A 15,108-nucleotide genomic window follows, 5' to 3' on the forward strand; every position below is an offset into this window, starting at 1 on the left:
GTTCAAGGGATAATTGGGCTTATGAAACATCACCGAATTGTTGTGGGATTGTCTGGCGGCGTCGACTCGGCCGTGACTGCCCATTTACTGAAAAAGCAAGGCCACGAGGTGGTCGGCATTTTCATGAAAAATTGGGAAGATGACGACGACAGCGAGTTTTGCTCTTCCAACATTGACTTTGTCGATGCGGCAGCGGTGGCCGATGTGGTGGGCATTGAAATTGAACACGTCAACTTTGCGTCCGATTACAAAGATCGGGTGTTTGCAGAGTTTTTGCGCGAATACCAAGGGGGACGAACACCCAACCCCGACATTCTGTGCAATGCCGAAATCAAATTCAAATCTTTCTTAGACCACGCCATGCACGTGGGTGCTGAAAAAATAGCCACGGGCCATTACGCGCGAGTTCGATTGAACGAAGCAACGGGCCTGCACGAATTGCTCAAAGGCTTGGACAACAGCAAAGACCAAAGTTACTTTTTACATCGCTTGAACCAAGCGCAATTGTCGAAAACTTTATTTCCAGTTGGCGAATTGCTTAAAACTCAAGTGCGCCAAATAGCCGAAGAGATTGGCCTGCCCAATGCCAAGAAAAAAGATTCCACAGGCATCTGCTTTATTGGCGAAAGACCTTTCCGCGATTTTTTAAACCGCTACATCTCCAAAGAACCTGGCCCCATCAAAGACCCTAGCGGGCGAACCATTGGCAAGCATGTCGGATTGAGTTTTTACACGCTGGGGCAGCGCCAAGGTTTGGGCATTGGCGGCATCAAAGAAAAAGGTGCGCAGCGCGGTGGCGGCGAGCACACCCCCTGGTTTGTTGCGCGCAAAGACATGGCCAACAACATTTTATGGGTGGTGCAAGGTCATGACCATCCTTGGCTGTTATCGCCGCAACTGGAAGCTGCCGATGCCAGCTGGTGTTCAGGCGCAGCGCCTGCTACAGGCCGCTATGCAGCCAAAACTCGCTATCGCCAAGCGGATGCTGTGTGCGATTTGGCTTCATCGGCAACAGCAGAATTTTCATTGGCCTTCAATGAAAACCAATGGGCCGTGACGCCCGGACAAAGCGCTGTTGTGTATGACGGCGAAGTTTGCCTAGGTGGTGGCGTCATTAATTCAGCCACCACTTTGGCCTAAGTCATTTCGGGCAGACTAGTCACTGCCCAGCGCCAGCTTGCTGGGCTGTCTTTTTTCAACAGCAAAGCGCAGCAGCGAGGCGGTCCTAAAAATGCCATGTGCAAATTTGCCATAGGGCAAAGTTAAGAAAAGCGCCATCACCAAGCCCAAATGCAAAGCCAGCAATGAGGGCATCGCAGCTGTATTTCTAGACAACATGAGGGCCAGACCCGTCACGCCAATTAAGAACAGCAATGCAATGAAACCACGTTCCATGGGACGCTGCTGAAGATCACCATGATTGGGGTTGCGCGCCAAATTAAGACGCCACAAACCGAAGGTGCCAATGGTCAATGAAATGCCGCCCACTGTGCCCAAGATTTTGGGCAGGCTGGTGAAGTCGTAAGGCGCGGACCAACCAAGCACGTAGTGGTACAAGGTGGCAACGCTGGTGGCGGCAAAGCAAAGCATGAAACCGTAGAAGGTGAAATGGTGCATGCGTTTGCGTGCCAGGGTAAAGGCATCGTCTTCGTTGTTGCAACCATCGCCATGGCCACCGCCCAAGTATTTCAACTTGAGGGCGTCATGCGTTGCTTCGGCTGCTGCGGGGGTGCTCAAGGGAGCGCCACTGGTGGCGGGTGTCACGTCACGCCAAAACTTTCTAACGCCTATACCGAGCGCTAACACCGCCCACAAGAACACAGGTGCAAACAAACTCACCATGAGGTTGTGCGGAAAAATGGCGTAAAAACCTTGGGCCTGGTTTTCTGCCAGCGGCCCCCACAAGGTGCCATTGAGTTGCAATGCCAACAACATGAACAAGGTCAGGCTGGCTGCTACGGCCAGTGACAAGGTCAAACCGTTGCGTTGATATAACTGACCCATGACAGGTGGCCATGCGTAATCGGAGTACGTCTGACCACGAACAGTGGCCATGGCCTTGGGCACATTGATGGCAAATTCATGTGGCGGTGCATACTGACACGCATGCAAGCACGCGCCGCAACTGTGGCACAAATTGGCCATGTAATGAATGTCGGCTTTGCCAAATTCCAAACGCCGTGTCATGGCGGGAAAGACGGCACAAAATCCTTCGCAATAGCGGCAACCATTGCAAATTTGAAGTTGCCTTGCAACTTCCTTTTCTGAAGCTGTTAAAACAATTTCACCGCGCGCCAAAGCTTGGGCTTCTTGTGTGAGTTGCTGAAGTGTTTGCATGGTGATTCTTTTCAAGCAGACACAGGGGTGTCTTGATCGGCGGTGCCTTGCATGACTTTTTGTGCCAAGGTGGGCACAGTGGCAGGAGTGCCCAAAACTGCCCGCGCAGCTTGCTCGCCAGAGATTCTGCCAAACGCGGTGCCAATGGTCATGCCGACACCTGCGGTGTAGCCCTTGCCCAAGACATTGCCGGCCATCATTTCGCCAGACACAAACAAGTTGGGGCTGGCTTGGTCATTGAACCTGACCGCAGTGGTTTCGTCGGTCTTTAGACCAAGGTAAGTGAAAGTAATGCCAGGCTTGACGGGGTAGGCATAAAAAGGCGCCGTATCGAGTGGCAAGGCCCAGTGTGTTTTGGCAGGCGTGACGCCTTCTGTGTGGCAATCGTCAAGCACGGTGTGATCAAAATGGCCCGGCACACACGCTTGGTTGTAGGCATTCAATGTGGCCATGAAGGTGTCGACATTCAAGCCCAACTTTTGTGCCAACTCGGGCAGCGTTTGCGCCACAGTGCCTTCAAACACGGGGGGCATGAATCGGCCGACGGCTTTGGCATCTGTAATGGAATAGCCAATTTGTCCTGGTTGCTGCGCCACCAAACGGCCCCAAATGGCATAGCGCTTGGGCCAGAAATCTTCACCTTCATCGTAGAAGCGTTCGGCGTTTTTGTTGACCACCACACCCAAAGACACGCAGTCGATGCGCGTGCAAATGCCACCGTCGTAAAGAGGGGCGCGCGCATCGATGGCCACCATGTGCGCTTGCGTGGGGTCGCCAATTTGATCGGCGCCGCGCTCAAGCAAGTGCTTGAGCAATGTGCCTTGGTTGAATTTGGTACCACGAATGAGGAAGTTGTCTGCTGGGTATTCGCCTTGGGCATTTTGACCCCAAGCTTCTTTGAGCCAAGGAATGTTGGACTCAAAACCACCCGCCGCCATCACGCAAGCTTTGGCGGTGATGCGCTCGGTGCGCAAAACTTCACCTTGCGGTGACTTGTGCTTCACCAGCGCTGCTTTGAACACACCATTTTCTATCTCGAGTTCATTGACCTCGGCGTTGTAATGAATTTGAACACCCAGTTTTTCGGCGCTTCGGTAATACGCGTTGATGAGGGCTTTGCCACCGCCCATGAAAAATGCGTTGGTGCGCGCAGTGTGCAATGCACCTGACAAAGACGGCTGGAAACGCACGCCATGCTTGACCATCCAAGGCCGGCAATGGTGCGAGTGGCGAATCGCCAAGCGCGCCATGTGCTCGTCCGTGAGGCCGCCGGTAACTTTGAGCAAGTCTTGCCAAAACTCTTCTTCAGGGTAGGCCTCGACCAACACATCTTGAGGTGCGTCGTGCATGCAACGCAAATTTCGCGTGTGCATGGAATTGCCACCACGCCATTCACGCGGCGCTGACTCCAACACCATGACGCTGACACCTGCTTCTTTTGCCATCAGGGCGGCACTCAAAGCAGCATTGCCACCGCCGATTACCAATACATCTACCGTCATTGTTTGAAATTCCTGTTCACAGCCCTCTTACTCAGTGAACAGCCACTCACAACGAGTAGATGAAAATCAATCAGGCCGAAATAAATAACGATGTCAATATAACTTGCCTTGCATCATTTTGTATGTGTTACGAGCCAAAGCCGCCTCAACATAGGCGGCTTTTTTGTGGGCTCTTTAAGATCGGATTAACTTTGTGTGCTGCAAGGCGCAGCATCAGGCACACCCATCTTGCGCAAAATCCAGCCCATAGGGCAAGTATTGCTAAATCCAAATTGAAACAAATTGGCGCCCACAAATGCGGTGAATGCCAAAGCCCAAGAACTGACAAACAGGGGGCTGCCTTCAATGCCCAATGCCAGCGAGATCATGATAAATAATCCAGCAATGACGCGGATGTAACGTTCAACAGTCATACAGACTCCTTTGGTTTAAACAACGAAAAATAGAGGACAGGAATGACCACCAGCGTGAGCAAGGTAGACACCAAAATGCCAAAGATGAGGGACACGGCCAAGCCGTTGAAGATGGGGTCGTCCAAAATAAAGAACGCACCAATCATGGCGGCCAGGCCCGTCAGCACAATGGGCTGGGCACGCACAGCGGCCGATTGAATGACGGCTTCTTTGAAGTCCATGCCTTGCGCTACTTGCAACTCAATGAAGTCGACCAACAAGATGGAGTTGCGCACAATGATGCCGGCCAAAGCAATCATGCCAATCATGCTAGTGGCCGTGAACTGTGCATTCAACAATGCGTGGCCAGGCATCACCCCAATCATGGTGAGCGGAATGGGCGCCATGATGACCAAGGGCGTGAGGTAGCTCTTGAACTGCGCCACCACTAGCAAATAAATCAAGATCAAACCCACGCCATAGGCGGCGCCCATGTCGCGGAATGTTTCGTAAGTGATTTGCGATTCGCCATCCCACTTCACAGCGTACTCGCGGTAGGTGTCATTGGGTTGTTGAATCCAGTACTCACCCAACTCACCTTGGCCTGGCAGTGCCGCCTCTTTCATGTTGGCACGAATGCCAAAGAGGCCATAGAGTGGCGAATCTTGTGAACCGGCCATGTCGCCCATCACATAACTCACGGGCAGCAAGTCTTTGGTGAACAGCGGTTTTTGAATCACTTCCGTTTTGATTTCGACCAACTCAGACAATGGGACGAGTTGACCATTGGCCGCGCGCATGGGCATGGCCAACACATCTTTCAAACCCACCTGCGATTGCAATGGCAGTTGCAATCGCACTGGCACAGGCATTTTGCTGCTGTCATTGCGCATATAGGTGGCATCGATTCCTTGCAAGCTGCCCTGCACAGTTCGCGCGATGGCACTGACAGGTATGCCCAGTGTTTCGGCACGTTGGGTGCGCACTTGCAACCATTGCCTTGGCGCATCGGCCTTGAGAGACGTGTCCACGCCCACAATGCCTGGCGTTTTGGCAAAGGCTTTGGCCACGTTGGCTGCCAAGGCCTGACGACCCGCTTCATCGGGGCCATAAATTTCGGCCACCAGCGGACTCATCACGGGTGGGCCAGGCGGCACTTCCACCACCTTGATGTTGGCACCGTGCGAAGCCGCAATTTTTTCTAACGCCGGACGAAGGCGCTGTGCAATGGCGTGGCTCTTTTCAGAGCGTTGGGTTTTGTCGACCAAGTTAACCTGCAAGTCACCTTGCTCGGCATCGGCGCGCAAATAATATTGGCGCACCAAACCGTTGAAGGTGATGGGGCTGGCGGTACCGGCATACGACTGCACATCCAAGACTTCTTTTTGCTGCGCTAAGAAGGTGCCCATCTCTTGCAAAGCAGACGCGGTATTTTCTAAGGGGGTGCCCGCCGGCATGTCGACCACCACTTGAAATTCGCTCTTGTTGTCAAAGGGCAGCATTTTCAAAATAACCCACTGCACACCCGCCAAGCCCACTGACAGGGCCATGGCCAACAAGATGCCGCCCAACAGTTTCCAGCGCTGGCGGCTGCTGTTTAGGAAGGGGCGCAAAATGCGGCCAAACAATTCAGGCAAACGCGCCGCAAAGCCAGTGGCAGATGTGTGCGATGTCTCATGCGATGCTGCATGAGCGTTCCCACCATGATGCGACTTCATCCACTTCAATGCCAACCAAGGCGTGACGGTGAAGGCAATCAACAAAGACAAGGCCATGCCTAAGCTGGCGTTAATGGGAATGGGGCTCATGTAGGGGCCCATGAGGCCTGACACAAAAGCCATAGGCAATAAGGCCGCAATCACAGTCAGCGTGGCCAGAATGGTGGGGCCGCCTACTTCATCCACAGCCTCAGGAATAATTTCTTTGAGTGATTTACCTGGAAACAACTGTTGATGACGGTGAATGTTTTCCACCACCACAATGGCATCGTCCACCAAAATACCAATCGAGAATATCAGCGCAAACAAGCTCACTCGGTTGAGTGTGAAGCCCCAGGCCCAGCTGGCAAACAAGGTGGCGGTCAAGGTCAAGATGACAGCGCCGCCCACAATCACGGCTTCTCTTTTGCCCAGTGCCAAACCTACCAACAAAATGACCGAGGCTGTGGCAAAGGCCAACTTCTGAATCAGCTTGTTGGCTTTTTCGGCAGCGGTTTCGCCATAGTCGCGTGTGATGGTGGCTTCAATGCCTTGCGGCAACACGGTGTTGCGCATTTGATCCACGCGCGCGCGCGCCGCACGGGCCACATCGACTGCGTTTTCACCTGGCTTTTTGGTCACGGTCAAAGTGACTGCAGGGTACATCTGTCCCTTCAAATCGACTTGCGACGTACCCGGCAAGTAGCTCACGTATTGCTGTGCTTGTTGCGCACCCTCTTCAATTTGCGCCACTTCTTTCAAGTAGATGGGCTTGCCTGCATGGACACCCACCACCACATCGGCCACATCCTTTGCCGATTCAAAAAAGTTACCAGTTTCAATGTTGATGCGTTGACCGGAGGTGTTGTTGGAATTCATTACCTGGCCAGACGGCGCAATGGTATTAGCACCCGCCAATGCAGCTTGCACACCTAACAAATCGAGGCCACGTTCGCGCAAACGTGTGGGATTGAGGTTGACTTGGACCGCACGACCCGGTCCGCCAATGGTTTGAACTTCTCGAGTGCCTTTGACTTGCTTCAAGTCCATTTCGAGGCTGCGCGCCACGCGCTCTAACTCTAAAGCTGAAGGCGCATCTTTGCCCCACAAAGTAACAGCCAAGACAGGCACATCGTCAATGCCTTTGGGTTTCACAATGGGTGTCAAGGTGCCGAGGTCACGCGGCAACCAATTTTGATTGGCGTTGAGCACATCGTACAAACGTACCAAGGCATCTGTGCGCGGCACGCCCACTTGGAATTGCACCGTCAACACCGCCATGCCAGGTCGCGACACAGAATAGGTGTGCTCAATACCCGCAATTTGACCCAGCACTTGTTCGGCAGGTCTTGCAACTTTGTTTTGAACATCTTCGCTGCTGGCACCCGGAAACGGTATCAGCACATTGGCCATGGTCACATTGATTTGTGGCTCTTCTTCGCGCGGCGTGACCAAGACTGCAAACAAACCCATGAGCAAGGCCACGATGGCCAGCAAAGGCGTCAGTGCGTTGTTTTGAAACTTGGCGGCCAGTTGACCTGCAAAGCCAAAGTGACTCGTGTCCGTTTGATGCTGCGGCTGATGCTCAGACGCCTTAGGGGGCAAATTATTTGGCGACATGTGCGCCTCTCATGCCTGCTTGTACCGCATCCACGGCAATCAAGTCGCCGTCTTTGAGTCCCGCCCAAATCTCCACACCGGCGCTGCCATGGTCTGCACCCAATCGCACCAACTTCATGGCAAATCCATTGTCTTGGGCAACATAGACAGCCGTAATTTCGCCCCTGCGCAAGATGGCCGATTTGGGCGCCAAACCTTTGGCTTGCAATGCACCGGCAATTCGAACCTGAACTTGCTGACCTGGAGATGCATTGACGGCAACGCCTGTTCGTGGCAAATCTAATTTGATGCCAATGGTTTGACTGATGCCATCGGCGTTGGGCATGATTTGCATCGCCACAGGCTTGATGGTTTCTGTACCTGACTGAATTTGAATGTCATTCAATTTTGGCAATGCATTTTTTTGCGACGCAGGCCATTGCACGACAACACGCAAGGGTTGTGGCGCGTAGACGGTCATAAGCGGTTTGCCAGGCATGGCCAAATCGCCTGCTTGTACAGATGTTTCTAAAACCCAAGCGTCGTAGGGCGCTGTTATTTTGGAAAAGGTCTGCGTCACTTTGGCCTGAGCTGATGCAGCACCGGCGCTGTCACGGCCTGCTTGAGCTGCTTTGTATTGAGCCTCCGCCAAATCGAGTGCTGCAGAACTGACAAAGCCCTGTGTTTTCAATTCTTGTGTGCGCTTCAATGCAATTTGAAGTTGGCGCAACTCTGCATCGCTTTGCTGCAATTGTGCTTGGCTTCGAAGCACGCCCGTTTGTGTTTCTCTATCGTCGATAGTTGCCAACACTTGGCCCGCTTTGACCCGATCTCCTGCTTTGACGTTCAAGCTGAGCACTCGGCCAGGAATTTGAGACGACAAGGTGCTTTGCATGACGGCTTCGACCACACCATCAATGTCGCTGTAATTGGCAACAGACTTTTGGCCAATTGCCACAACTTTTACAGCGGGGCCAACAGCTGCAGCGGTCGTTTGCGAAAAGCTTGACGTCACGCCAAGACCTAAGCCAACGGCCAACGTGGCATTTAACAGCGAACGGCGTGATGCGTTTACAAATCTCTTTTTCATGTCGTCTCCAACCAAAATGGCATCTTAACATATACCCCATGGGGTATACAAGAGCTTACAAAAAAGCCTGCAACTCGGGCAGGCTTTTGACTTTTTTTAGATGCGGATGGCGCTTAAAAAGGAATGTCGTCGTCCATGTCGTCAAAACCACTGGCAGGCTTGGCAGCCGCCGCTGGGCGATTGACCGGGGCACTGGCCGCAGGACGAGGGGCTGCAGCAGGACGGCGAGCGGGTGCGCTACCGTCTTCATCGCCACCGCTAGGAGCGCCCATACCTTCACGACCACCCAACAATTGAAGTTCGGTGGCAATGATGTCGACCGTGTTCTTTTCGACGCCGGCTTGGTCGGTGTATTTGCCGTACTTCAGACGACCTTCCACATAAATAGGACGGCCCTTTTTGACGTACTCGCCAGCGATTTCGGCCAGCCGATCGTAGAAAGTGACGCGGTGCCACTGGGTGTCTTCGACAGTTTCGCCAGAGGTGCGGTCTTTGCGGCGGCTGGTGGTGGCAATGCTGACATTGGCCACGGCCTGACCCGAGGGCAGGTAACGAATTTCGGGGTCACGGCCACAGTTGCCGATCAGAATTACTTTATTGACTGAAGCCATCTTTTTTTCCTTGAAAACGCTTGGAGTGTAGGTTGCAATTATGCTTGTTAGCGGGCCGGTGCTTCAATGGGTTCCATGAACCATGCAAGCAAAAGCCAGATTAAAGTGGCCAAGCCGCAAACCTGGAATAAAACCGTAGCGCCTCCAGCTTTCATGAGGGCGCCACCTGCGGCGCCACCGACAAAAAAGCCCAGCGACTGCAAGGTGTTGTAAAAGCCCATGGCCATGCCGCGCGCATGGGGCGGGGCCGCACGCGAGGCAATGCTAGGTTGGCAGGCTTCCAAAATATTGGAGGCGGAAAAGAAAACGCACAAAATGGCGACCATGCACCACAAATTAGGCGTACCGCCAGCCACCAGCGCCAAACTGAACATCACCAGTGCAATGACCATGGCCGAGCCCAAGAACACAGCGCGCAAGTAGCCTTTGCGCTCAAGGGGAAAGAGGGTTTTGCCCATGACCAAGAAACCAAAGGTCACCGCGGGCAAATAGGCCCACCAATGGTGCTCTTTGGACAAGCCTGCATCCACCAACATCTGCGGCACTGCCACCCACATGGCCAATAAAACAGCATGAAGAACAAAGACGCCCAGATTGTTCCGAAGGGAAGGAATGTGCGTCAGAACTTCCCTCAAACTGCCCTTGGGCGTAGCAATAGGGGCGCTTGATTCGGGCGGAACGCCCCAAATGACCACGGCCACCCCACCCAAGGCCAAGAAGCCGGTGAGCATGAACAAACCCGACAAACCCGCCACTTCGCTGAGGGCGGGCGCCAAGATCAAGGACAAAGCGAACATGAGGCCAATGCTGGCACCGACCAAGGCCATGGCCTTGGTTCTGACCACGTCACGGGTTTGATCGGCCAACAAAGCTGTGACCACCGCGGAGACGGCTCCTGCGCCTTGTAAGGATCGACCCACAATCAGGCCCATGAGGGAGTCTGCGGCAGCCGCAACAAAACTGCCTGCCGCAAAAATCAGCAACCCAAAGACGAGGACTTTTTTGCGCCCTAGCTTGTCGGAAGCCGCGCCAAAGACCATCTGCAAGGCCCCTTGAGTGAGGCCATAGATGCCCATGGCCAAACCCACCAAGCCCGCATCGTTGCCGCCTGGGTATTTGGCTGCCTCCAAGGCAAAAACCGGTAACACGACAAATAACCCCAGCATGCGCAGGGCGTAAATGGACGCCAGAGAAAAACTCGATCGCTTCTCTAAGGGGGTCATTTTTGACGCTGCGCTAGCTTCGGAAGCTGCTGTTTCAGGCGTAGATGGGTTGGAAAGTGGTACGGTCATAGGTTTGATGTCTTGTGACCGATTGTCCCTGATTCGAAGCAAGTTACCCAAAAAGTCGCGCGCAATTAACAAATGCACGTCCTTTGGAAAACTTGACTTCAACGCTCAAGTTTTTTTGAAGTTAATATCCGTCCGTCTAGATTATTACCAACCTCACTGGAGTTTTTATGAAACAAACTAACCGTCGCGTTTTCATGATGCAAGTTGCACTGGGTGGCACAGCCTTGGCAGCCACGCAAGCCATGGCTCAAGCCATGGTGAACGAAAAAGACCCACAAGCTGCAGCTTTGGCTTACGCCGCTGATGCGACCAAAGTAAAGAACCCCAAGTACGCTGCTGGCCAAAAGTGCAGCAACTGCGCTTTGTACCAAGGTAAAGCCTCTGACGCCGCTGGCGGTTGCCCTCTGTTTGCTGGCAAGCAAGTGGCCGGTGCCGGTTGGTGCTCTGCCTACGCCAAGAAAGCCTAATTGAAGGCCGCTGCAACAAGTTATGGGCCTCGCGCCCAAACTTGAAGCACCTCGAAAAGCCAGCAAACTGCTGGCTTTTTTCATTTCAACCATTCCTTCAGTGGTGCTCTTCGTTTGGTGAGGCAGACAGCCTGCCCGTCTTTAGCGATAATCGAGGGTTTTGTCTGGCACCTCGATTTTGAACGCTCCCAACGCCCCCGCAAGTTTGACTGCTCTGGCCACTGCCAAAGAGAAAGTTCGCCTTTTAGAAGCCGAACTGGCGGCCGCACGGCTAGAGGCCGCAGAGTCTGCTGGTGATACAGGCGCCTATCTGGCCAGTGCCCTGCGCCAAACGCACATCAGCGTGCGCGGTGCCCGCACTCACAACCTCAAAAACATCGACCTCGATATTCCGCGCAACCAACTGGTGGTGATCACGGGCCTGAGCGGCTCTGGCAAATCCAGCTTGGCCTTTGACACTTTGTATGCCGAAGGTCAGCGCCGCTATGTGGAAAGTTTGTCGGCCTATGCCCGCCAGTTTTTGCAACTGATGGACAAGCCCGATGTGGATTTGATCGAGGGCCTGTCGCCCGCCATCTCTATTGAGCAAAAAGCCACCAGTCACAACCCGCGTTCTACGGTGGGCACCGTGACCGAGATTCACGACTACCTGCGTTTGTTGTTTGCACGCGCGGGTACGCCCTATTGTCCTGACCACAACTTGGCGTTGCAAGCGCAGACCGTGAGTCAAATGGTCGATGCCGTCTTAGAGCTGCCCGAAGACACACGCCTCATGATCGTGGCGCCCATTGCGCGTGAACGCAAAGGCGAGTTTGAAAAAGTCTTTGAGCAGATGCAAGCGCTGGGTTATGTGCGCTTTCGCATCAACGGCGAAACGTTTGAAGTCGAAGATTTACCCACCCTCAAGAAAACCGAAAAGCACGACATCGATGTGGTGGTGGACCGCCTCAAAATTCGCCATGAAGCCGAAGCGCCCGCGCGCGATGCCCTGCGCCAGCGAATTGCAGAAAGTTTTGAAGCCGCTTTGCGCTTGGCAGAGCAACGCGCGGTAGCGGTTGAAATGGACACGGGCAAAGAGCACATGTTCAACGCCAAGTTTGCGTGTCCTGTGTGCCACTATTCCATTGCAGAACTTGAACCGCGCTTGTTCTCGTTCAACTCGCCCATGGGCGCTTGCACCACTTGCGATGGCTTGGGCACAACCGAAGTGTTTGACATCGACCGGGTGGTGGCCTTTCCTTCTTTGAGCTTGGCCAGTGGCGCTATCAAGGGCTGGGACCGTCGCAATGGTTTTTATTTCAGCATGCTGGAAAGCTTGGCCAAGCATTACGCATTCGATGTCGAAGCGCCTTTTGAGTCCTTGCCAGAAACTGTGCGTCATTGCATCTTGTGGGGCTCGGGCGAAGAAGACATCAAGTTCAGTTACATCGTGGAGTCGGGTGCGTCGCAAGGCAAGCGCCTGACCAAGAAGCATCCTTTCGAAGGCATCATTCCCAATCTCACGCGACGCTTCAAAGAAACTGACTCCAGTGTGGTGCGCGAAGACTTGGCGCGCATGCGCAGTCACCATGCTTGCGCTGATTGCAAAGGCACCCGTTTGCGCCGCGAAGCACGCCATGTGCGTGTGGGCGAGGGCGATCAAGCGCGCGCCATTTACGAAGTAAACCACGTCACTTTAGGCGAAGCCCAAACGTATTTCCAAAGCTTGAAACTGCGCGGCGCCAAAGCCGAAATTGCCGACAAAGTGGTGCGTGAAATTGGCTCTCGTTTGAAGTTCTTGAACGATGTGGGTTTGAACTACTTAAGTTTGGACCGCAGTGCTGACTCGCTATCGGGCGGCGAAGCACAACGCATTCGCTTGGCCAGCCAAATTGGCTCGGGCCTCACGGGAGTGATGTATGTGCTCGACGAGCCCAGCATTGGTTTGCACCAGCGCGACAACGACCGCCTGATTGGCACATTGCAACACCTGCGCGACATTGGCAACAGCGTCTTGGTGGTGGAGCACGATGAAGACATGATTCGCATTGCCGACCATGTGATCGACATGGGCCCAGGTGCCGGTGTGCACGGCGGTCGTGTCATGGCGCAAGGCACCTGTGAAGAAATTTTGCTGGCGCCAGATTCTTTAACCGGACAGTATTTGTCCGGTCGCAAAACCATTGAAGTGCCTGCCAAGCGCAATGCGCCTGGCAAAGACTTCATTGAAATTGTGGGCGCCACAGGTCACAACCTGAAAGACGTACGCGTTGCGTTTCCGGTGGGCTTGCTCACTTGCGTCACAGGTGTCTCGGGTTCAGGCAAATCAACTTTGGTGAACGAAACTTTGTACACCGCAGCGGCGCGCAGCATTCACCGTGCCCACGACGAGCCTGCTGCACACGAAGACATTTTGGGCCTGTACCACTTTGACAAAGTGATCAATGTCGATCAGTCGCCCATTGGCCGCACACCCCGCAGCAACCCCGCCACATACACCGGTTTGTTCACCCACATTCGTGACCTGATGACTGAAGTGCCTGCAGCGCGCGAGCGCGGTTATGGCCCGGGTCGCTTCAGTTTCAACGTCAATGCATCCAATGGCGGTGGCCGCTGCGAGGCGTGTCAAGGCGATGGCATGGTCAAAGTGGAAATGCACTTCTTGCCCGATGTGTATGTGCCTTGCGATGTGTGCCACGGTCAACGTTACAACCGCGAAACCTTAGAAATTTTGTACAAGGGTAAGAACATTGCCCAAGTACTGGATATGACTGTTGAAGCGGCCTACGAATTCTTCAGCGCTGTACCCGCCATTGCCCGCAAGTTGCAAACTTTGCTCGATGTTGGTTTGAGCTACATCCGCTTAGGACAAGCAGCCACTACTTTGTCGGGTGGTGAAGCACAGCGGGTGAAGTTGGCTTTGGAATTGTCTAAGCGCGACACTGGTCGCACGCTGTACATCTTGGATGAGCCCACTACTGGCTTGCACTTTGCCGACATTGCGTTGCTGCTCAAAGTGTTGCACCAACTGCGCGATGCGGGCAACACCATTGTGGTGATTGAACACAACTTGGATGTGATCAAAACGGCGGATTGGCTCATCGACATGGGCCCTGAGGGTGGTTCTGGCGGTGGCACGGTGGTCGGCGTCGGCACACCCGAAACGCTGGCAGAAAATCCTGACAGCTTCACAGGCAAATACTTAAAGCGCTTGCTGCAAAAATAAAGCGTCCTGCACGCTTTATGGCGTGAGGATGCTGAATTGCAAACGCGTGATTGAAGCGCGGCTGAATCAGCCTTGCGCTGCAGCGCGCAACACATCGCGCGTGCGCATGGCTTCTTTGCGCGCGGCTTGTGCGAAATCATCGCCCGATGACGCATACAAAATAGCGCGCGATGAATTCACAATGACGGCACCCGTGGTGGCGCCATTGCTTTGTCGGTAGCCCGCCTTGATCGTGGCCACCGCGTCGCCACCTTGTGCACCCACACCAGGTATAAGCAAGGGCAAAGTAGGCGCCAAACTGCGCACACGTTCAATTTCTGCAGGGTAAGTGGCACCCACCACCAAGCCCAACTGGCCGTTCAAATTCCAAGGGCCCTGCGCCAACTTGGCGACGTGTTCATACAAAAGGGGCTGGCCTTCCACAGAAGCCAATCGTTGGTTCTGCAAATCATCGCCACCCGGGTTGGAGGTGCGGCACAACAAAAACGCGCCCTTGCCGTGGTATTTCAAATAAGGCTGCACCGAATCAAAGCCCATGAAGGGCGACAAAGTCACAGCGTCGGCACCGTAGCGCTCAAAAGCTTCTTTGGCATATTGCTCGGCGGTAGAGCCAATGTCGCCGCGCTTGGCATCCAAAATAACGGGCACATGGGGCGCGTTGCGGCGCATGTGTTCCATGAGTTTTTCCAGCTGGTCTTCGGCGCGGTGCGCGGCAAAGTAGGCAATTTGGGGCTTGAACGAAATGGCCAAATCGGCCGTGGCGTCAACAATTTGCGCGCAAAAATCATAGATCTTGCTGGCGTCGCCCTTGAGGCCCGCAGGAAATTTGCTGGGCTCGGGGTCCAAGCCCACACACAACAGGGAGCCGTTTTGGCGCTCGGCGCCTTGCAGTTGTTCTAAGAAGGTCATGCTCAGA

11 protein-coding genes are annotated in these 15,108 nt (G+C 54.0%); 3 read left to right on the forward strand and 8 right to left on the reverse strand.

All coding sequences use genetic code 11. The features are described from left to right. Window positions 1-21 precede the first annotated feature (21 nt). Window positions 22-1,140 carry a tRNA 2-thiouridine(34) synthase MnmA gene (mnmA, locus tag AMM03_RS06610; RefSeq protein WP_090129748.1) on the forward strand — a complete coding sequence of 373 codons (1,119 nt, stop codon included), beginning with the start codon at window positions 22-24 and terminating at the stop codon, window positions 1,138-1,140. 15 nt (window positions 1,141-1,155) lie between these two features. Here the strand turns inward: mnmA and tcuB are convergent, their stop codons facing one another. From tcuB to AMM03_RS06645, 7 genes are all read right to left on the reverse strand, one after another. Then, window positions 1,156-2,337, reverse strand: coding sequence for a tricarballylate utilization 4Fe-4S protein TcuB (tcuB, locus tag AMM03_RS06615; RefSeq protein WP_090129750.1), 1,182 nt, complete (start codon window positions 2,335-2,337; stop codon window positions 1,156-1,158). 11 nt (window positions 2,338-2,348) lie between these two features. After that, entirely contained in the window at window positions 2,349-3,839 is a 1,491-nt protein-coding gene (gene tcuA, locus AMM03_RS06620; protein WP_090129751.1) for an FAD-dependent tricarballylate dehydrogenase TcuA, read from the reverse strand. A 185-nt stretch (window positions 3,840-4,024) separates the two neighbouring features. Then, entirely contained in the window at window positions 4,025-4,252 is a 228-nt protein-coding gene (locus AMM03_RS06625; protein WP_090129753.1) for a YgaP family membrane protein, read from the reverse strand. Further along, window positions 4,249-7,548: an efflux RND transporter permease subunit gene (locus AMM03_RS06630; RefSeq protein WP_090129755.1), complete on the reverse strand. Its 3,300-nt coding sequence runs from the start codon at window positions 7,546-7,548 to the stop codon at window positions 4,249-4,251. Before AMM03_RS06630 ends, AMM03_RS06625 begins: the two co-directional genes overlap by 4 nt. Beyond that, entirely contained in the window at window positions 7,535-8,617 is a 1,083-nt protein-coding gene (locus AMM03_RS06635) for an efflux RND transporter periplasmic adaptor subunit (protein ID WP_090129757.1), read from the reverse strand. The genes AMM03_RS06630 and AMM03_RS06635 overlap by 14 nt, the downstream gene beginning before the upstream one ends. A 113-nt stretch (window positions 8,618-8,730) precedes the next feature. Beyond that, window positions 8,731-9,228, reverse strand: coding sequence for a single-stranded DNA-binding protein (gene ssb, locus AMM03_RS06640; RefSeq protein ID WP_090129759.1), 498 nt, complete (start codon window positions 9,226-9,228; stop codon window positions 8,731-8,733). Between the two features lie 47 nt (window positions 9,229-9,275). After that, window positions 9,276-10,451 (reverse strand): MFS transporter, encoded by a 1,176-nt coding sequence (locus AMM03_RS06645; RefSeq protein ID WP_090130701.1) that lies wholly within the window; start codon window positions 10,449-10,451, stop codon window positions 9,276-9,278. A gap of 236 nt (window positions 10,452-10,687) precedes the next feature. Between AMM03_RS06645 and AMM03_RS06650 the strand changes: the two genes are divergently transcribed. Next, window positions 10,688-10,987, forward strand: a complete 300-nt coding sequence (locus AMM03_RS06650; protein WP_090129761.1) for a high-potential iron-sulfur protein — start codon at window positions 10,688-10,690, stop codon at window positions 10,985-10,987. Window positions 10,988-11,243: 256 nt separating this feature from the next. Then, entirely contained in the window at window positions 11,244-14,192 is a 2,949-nt protein-coding gene (gene uvrA, locus AMM03_RS06655) for an excinuclease ABC subunit UvrA (RefSeq protein WP_090130703.1), read from the forward strand. Between the two features lie 66 nt (window positions 14,193-14,258). On the opposite strand, the gene pyrF is transcribed toward uvrA, so the two are convergent. Beyond that, window positions 14,259-15,101 carry an orotidine-5'-phosphate decarboxylase gene (pyrF, locus tag AMM03_RS06660; RefSeq protein WP_090129763.1) on the reverse strand — a complete coding sequence of 281 codons (843 nt, stop codon included), beginning with the start codon at window positions 15,099-15,101 and terminating at the stop codon, window positions 14,259-14,261. Between the last annotated feature and the right edge of the window lie 7 nt (window positions 15,102-15,108).

The organism is Limnohabitans sp. Rim11, from assembly GCF_001269365.1.
GTDB lineage: Bacteria > Pseudomonadota > Gammaproteobacteria > Burkholderiales > Burkholderiaceae_C > Limnohabitans_A.